The 5,331-nt window shown below is 27.8% G+C and carries 5 protein-coding genes; all 5 read right to left on the reverse strand.

The window, feature by feature from the left end:
- Window positions 1-95: 95 nt before the first annotated feature.
- Window positions 96-1,526: a polysaccharide deacetylase family protein gene (locus BMW96_RS13625; protein ID WP_092357091.1), complete on the reverse strand. Its 1,431-nt coding sequence runs from the start codon at window positions 1,524-1,526 to the stop codon at window positions 96-98.
- A gap of 172 nt (window positions 1,527-1,698) precedes the next feature.
- Window positions 1,699-2,865: a phosphoglycerate dehydrogenase gene (locus BMW96_RS13630; protein ID WP_092357094.1), complete on the reverse strand. Its 1,167-nt coding sequence runs from the start codon at window positions 2,863-2,865 to the stop codon at window positions 1,699-1,701.
- Between the two features lie 10 nt (window positions 2,866-2,875).
- Window positions 2,876-3,961, reverse strand: coding sequence for a 3-phosphoserine/phosphohydroxythreonine transaminase (gene serC / locus BMW96_RS13635; protein ID WP_092357097.1), 1,086 nt, complete (start codon window positions 3,959-3,961; stop codon window positions 2,876-2,878).
- 325 nt (window positions 3,962-4,286) lie between these two features.
- Window positions 4,287-5,072, reverse strand: a complete 786-nt coding sequence (locus BMW96_RS13640) for a PHP domain-containing protein (RefSeq protein WP_092357100.1) — start codon at window positions 5,070-5,072, stop codon at window positions 4,287-4,289.
- A gap of 133 nt (window positions 5,073-5,205) precedes the next feature.
- The coding region (locus BMW96_RS14890) for an LPXTG cell wall anchor domain-containing protein (RefSeq protein WP_143050764.1) at window positions 5,206-5,331 on the reverse strand (126 nt) is incomplete at its 5' end.

Here is a 5,331-nt window from a genome sequence, read left to right on the forward strand (position 1 = left end):
TTATACCAAAAAAGACAATATTTCTCAGCAACTCACTGAGATATTGTCTTTTTTGTTTTGGAACTTAACTATTTTATTTCGTTACAGCCCCTTTTTTAATTATTAATTCCTTGATGTGGAGCAAATGAGCTATCATTTATAGCCTCAAACCGATATCCACGAGCTAAATAATTCTCAATGATTGCAGGTAAAGCCTGAACAGTTGTCGATTTAGCACTTGTATCATGAAAAAGAATATTTATATTATTAGATTTACTTGAAGTCGCATTAGCAATTAACTTGTTAACTGGTACATTATTACCAGAAGCATCAGTTGAATCACCATTCCAATCATAATACTGATACCCCCGATTTATAACCTCTTTTGATAAAGTTGTCATGATTCCAGGTGTATGTTTACGAGAAACAGTATTTGAAGAACCACCAGGAAAACGAATATATCTAGGTGTATAACCAATTAGATCTTTTACCATATTACCAACTTTTGTTAAATCATCAAAATAAGCATCAACTGATGAATAAACAGTTTTATAATCATGACAATATGTATGCAGCCCAATCGTGTGCCCTTTATCATGAGCTTCTTTAATCAAATAATTATAATTTTGATTAGTTCCAGTAACAAAGAATGTTGCTTTTGCATTATATCGTTCTAATATTTCTAATATCTTTTGAGTATTAGCAGAAGGACCATCATCAAAAGTTAAATAAACAATTTTTTCATTGCTTTGTTGTGACGTACCTATATCTTTCTTTTCAACAACTTTAATAACACGTTCTTTTTTTGTCTTATTACCTGAACGGTCAGTAGCAATATAAATTGCTTTATAAGTTCCTAATTTATTTATGTCAACTTTTGAATTATCAATATCCAACTTAGGATTAGGATCACGATTATCGGTTACACTAACTCCACTATTGTAATCAGGTTTTCCTCCCTTAGCAACTGTCAGTTCACTAATTCCATTAATTTCTGGAGCAGTTTTATCTTTAACTAGTTTAACTTTAGCCTTTTTCTCACTTATATTACCAGCCTCATCAACTACCTGCACAACTACAGTAATTTCTCCTTCCTTATCAAATTGATAATCTTCTTTAAACTTTACAGTAGTTTTAGTTGCATCCTCAATATTTTTCACCATACTTTTAGGATCAATTTTCATCCCTACATCAAGATCTAAATCTATTATTTCAAATTTAGGTTTTTTTGTATCAACAACTTCTACACTTACTTCATAATCTTTATCATCATAAGTATAAACAATCGTATATTTACCTAACTTATTATAATTAACATCTTTTGTATTAATCTTTACATCCTTAATTTTCCCATTTTTAACTTCTAATATATTTTTAACAGCATCAAAATCCTCATTAATTTCAACTTTAACACTTTCCTCTTTAAAAACAATTGGACATTTTGTAACAAAATAAGCAACAACTCCAGTTATTATTAAAAATAATAAAATTACTATAATCGATATTTTCCCTCTCATCGAAATGTTTTTCAAACTAACCCTTTTCATTTACCTCACCTTTCTTCTATATTGTTATATTACAATAAAAGACAAAAGTAAACAACATTTATACTTCTTAAAACTAATTAAGATATGTCACAAAAAAACTTTTTTATCCAAACACTAAAGCTTTATTATAACCTCACACATAATTTATTTCATAATAAAAAGAGTAACAAAGTTACTCTTTAACAATACTTCTTACACTAACAATTCCCTTTGCAGATTCAATTCTTTCAATAATATCTTGACGAACTTCATCATTAGTATCAATTATTGTATATGCATATTCACCACGTGAACGATTAACCATATTTTCAATATTTAAATTATGATCAGCAAATAATTTAGAGATATTTGCTAAAATATTCGGAACGTTTTTATTAATTATACATAATCTCGTTTTAGAAATTCTTGCTTGATTTACATCAGGAAAATTTACAGAATTAATAATATTTCCATTTTCTAAATATTCTATAACTTCTTTAACTGCCATTTTAGCACAGTTATCTTCTGACTCAGGTGTACTAGCTCCTAAATGTGGTAAAATAATAATATTTTCTTGTCCAATTAACTCTGGTGCTGCAAAATCACTAATGTACTTACCAACTTTACCATTTGCAACATTAACTAATAAATCTTCATTATTAACTAAATCACCACGAGCAAAATTTAAAATTTTCACACCATCTTTCATTTGAGCAAAAGCATCTTGATTCAAGAAACCTTTTGTCTCTGAATTACTTGGAATATGAATTGTAATATAATCACATTCTTGATAGATTTCATCTAATGAAATCGCATGTTTAGCATGCTTAGATAATGCCCAGGCAGCATTTACACCAATATAAGGATCATAACCTTTAACTTTCATACCAAGTTTAATTGCAGCATTAGCAACATTAACACCAATTGCCCCTAAACCTATAACACCAAGTGTTTTCCCTTCAATTTCAGGACCAACAAAGTTACTTTTACCTTTTTCTGCAGTTTTAGCAACATTTTGATCATCTTTTAAAGTATCAACCCATCTTATACTTTCAATAATTTTACGTGATGATAAAAATAACGCACATAATACTAATTCTTTAACTGCATTAGCATTAGCACCAGGTGTATTAAAAACAACAATTCCTTTTTCACTACATTTATCAATTGGAATATTATTTACCCCAGCTCCTGCTCTTGCAATTGCTTTTAAATTTTCACCAAAATCATATTCATGTAAAGAAGCAGATCTAACTAAAATTGCATCTTCATTAACCATCTCTTCATTATAACTATAATTTTCATCAAAAACATCTAAACCTATTTTAGATATTTTATTTAATAATTTTATATTATACATAACAACTCTCCTATTTATTTGATGCTTCAAAATCTTTCATAAAGGCAATTAATTTTTCAACACCTTCAATTGGCATAGCATTATATATAGATGCTCTAATTCCCCCAACAGAACGATGTCCTTTTAAATTAGTCATCCCTGCCACAATACTTTCCTTAACAAACTTAGCATCTAAATCCTTATCTGGAGTTGTAAATGTAACATTCATTAAAGAACGATTGTCTTTATTACTATGACAAATATAAAAATCACTTCTATCAAGATAATCATATAATAGATTAGCTTTCTTTATATTTCTTTCTTCCATTACTTCTAATCCACCTAAATTATCAATCCATTCTAATACTAAACCTAAAACATAAATTGCATAAGCTGGTGGTGTGTTATACATTGAATCATTATCAATCATTAATTTATAATCTAACAATACAGGTGTTGTTGGAGCTACTTTTTGCAACAAATCTTCTTTAATAATAGCTACTCCTAAACCAGCAATCCCCATATTTTTTTGTGCTCCTGCATAAATCATTCCATACTTAGATACATCAACTGGCTTTGATAAAATATTTGAAGACATATCCACAATTACAGGAACACCGTTTGTTTCAGGAACATATTTCCATTCTGTTCCATAAATTGTATTGTTTGCACATAAATGTACATAAGAAGCTTCTGGATCTAAATTTAATTCATCTTGGGTTGGAATATGTTTAAAGTTATTAGCACTACCATCATAGGCAATATTAATTTCTCCAAATTTTTTTGCTTCTGCTGCTGCTTTTTTACTAAACGCCCCAGTGATTATATAATCAGCTTTACCATTTTTTAATAAATTCAATGGTACCATTGAAAATTGTTGTGTAGCCCCTCCTTGGATAAACACGATTTTATAATCATCAGGAATATTCATTACTTTTTTTAATAATCCTTTTGTTTTTTCAAAAATGTCTAAGTAGGAAGAGGATCTATGACTCATCTCCATTACACTCATCCCACTATTTTCATAGTTCAACATTTGTTTAGCCGCTTTTTCTAAAACAGGCACAGGCAACATTGAAGGACCTGCAGAAAAATTAAATACTCTCTTTTCAGTCATATAAATACCTTTCCTTTCTTGTATTGTATTTATTATATTGTATACAATTATTTTTGTAAAGTGATTTTATAAAAATTGTATACAATTATTCAAAATTAACCAATTATGCCATATAATCCATTTCATTCTTATATACACCATCATAATATATGTTAAAATTCATAATTTATGATATCAAAAAACTTTAATTACAATTCAATATTTAATGCACTAAAATAGAAACCTCTTGCATATATCTTTTAGCTAACTCCTATAATTATTTATATAAAAAAGGCTGATGATCTTTCAACAGCTAAAAATACTGTTAATTCATCACAGTCTCTTTTTACATTGTTTTTTCATAAATATCAATAATATTAGTTCCTACATGACTAGGTTGATGAGCATCACTTGCAGTTATCATTTCTACTCCATGTTCTTTTAATATTTTTAATAACTCATCACATAATCCTATATCTTTATGATTATAGCGGTAATAACAACCTGTGTTATTTTCTGCTTTAACATGATGTTCCACTAATAAATCAGCTAATTTATGATATGTTGGAACTAAATCATAATCAGGATAATAATTGAACATCTTAATTGTATCTGGATGTGCTAACTGCGTAAATATATCAGATTTAACAAGTGAAAATACTAATTCATAATATCTTTTATAAATATCATTAACATCGTATTTATCCCACAAGATTTCTTTAGAAAAAGTCATATCATATAATTTACCATCAATAGAATGAATTGCTCCAACTATAAAATCATAATGGTACTTTTTTAAAACATTTCTAATATAATCTTCATATTCAGGAACATAACAAACTTCTAAACCAAAAGAAACATCTATTGGCAAATCCATTTCTTTTACTTCTCTAATTAAACGATCATAATCATCTAAAGTATCTTTGAACTTCATCTTTTTATTTTCCAGCCATTCTTTTTGTAATGGCTCTTCTTTTAATTTGGCATAAATAGGCTCAAACTCTTTAAAACGATGTGTATGATCCAAAATTTGAATTCTAGTTAATTTCTTTTTTACTGCTTCATCAACAAACTGTAAAACATATTCTTTATTTAATTCCCCATACTCTAAATGCATATGTCCATCAATCATTATTAATTCCCCCAATCTTTATTTGATTATATGCAATAATAATTAAATAGTACAGTAAAATGATAAATAATTAATAAAATAAATATAGAGGAAAATAGTATCACTAAATTCCTCTATAACTTTATTTTAAATTTTAATTAACTCTTTTTCTTTTTTTATTTCCATAGAATCCTAATGAAGCAATTGCTAAACCTAGTAATGGATACATCATATTTGTTGTATCTCCAGTTTTTACACTTGCTGTTGTATCTCCAGCTTT

Source organism: Thomasclavelia cocleata, assembly GCF_900102365.1.
Taxonomy (GTDB): Bacteria; Bacillota_I; Bacilli_A; order Erysipelotrichales; family Coprobacillaceae; genus Thomasclavelia; species Thomasclavelia cocleata.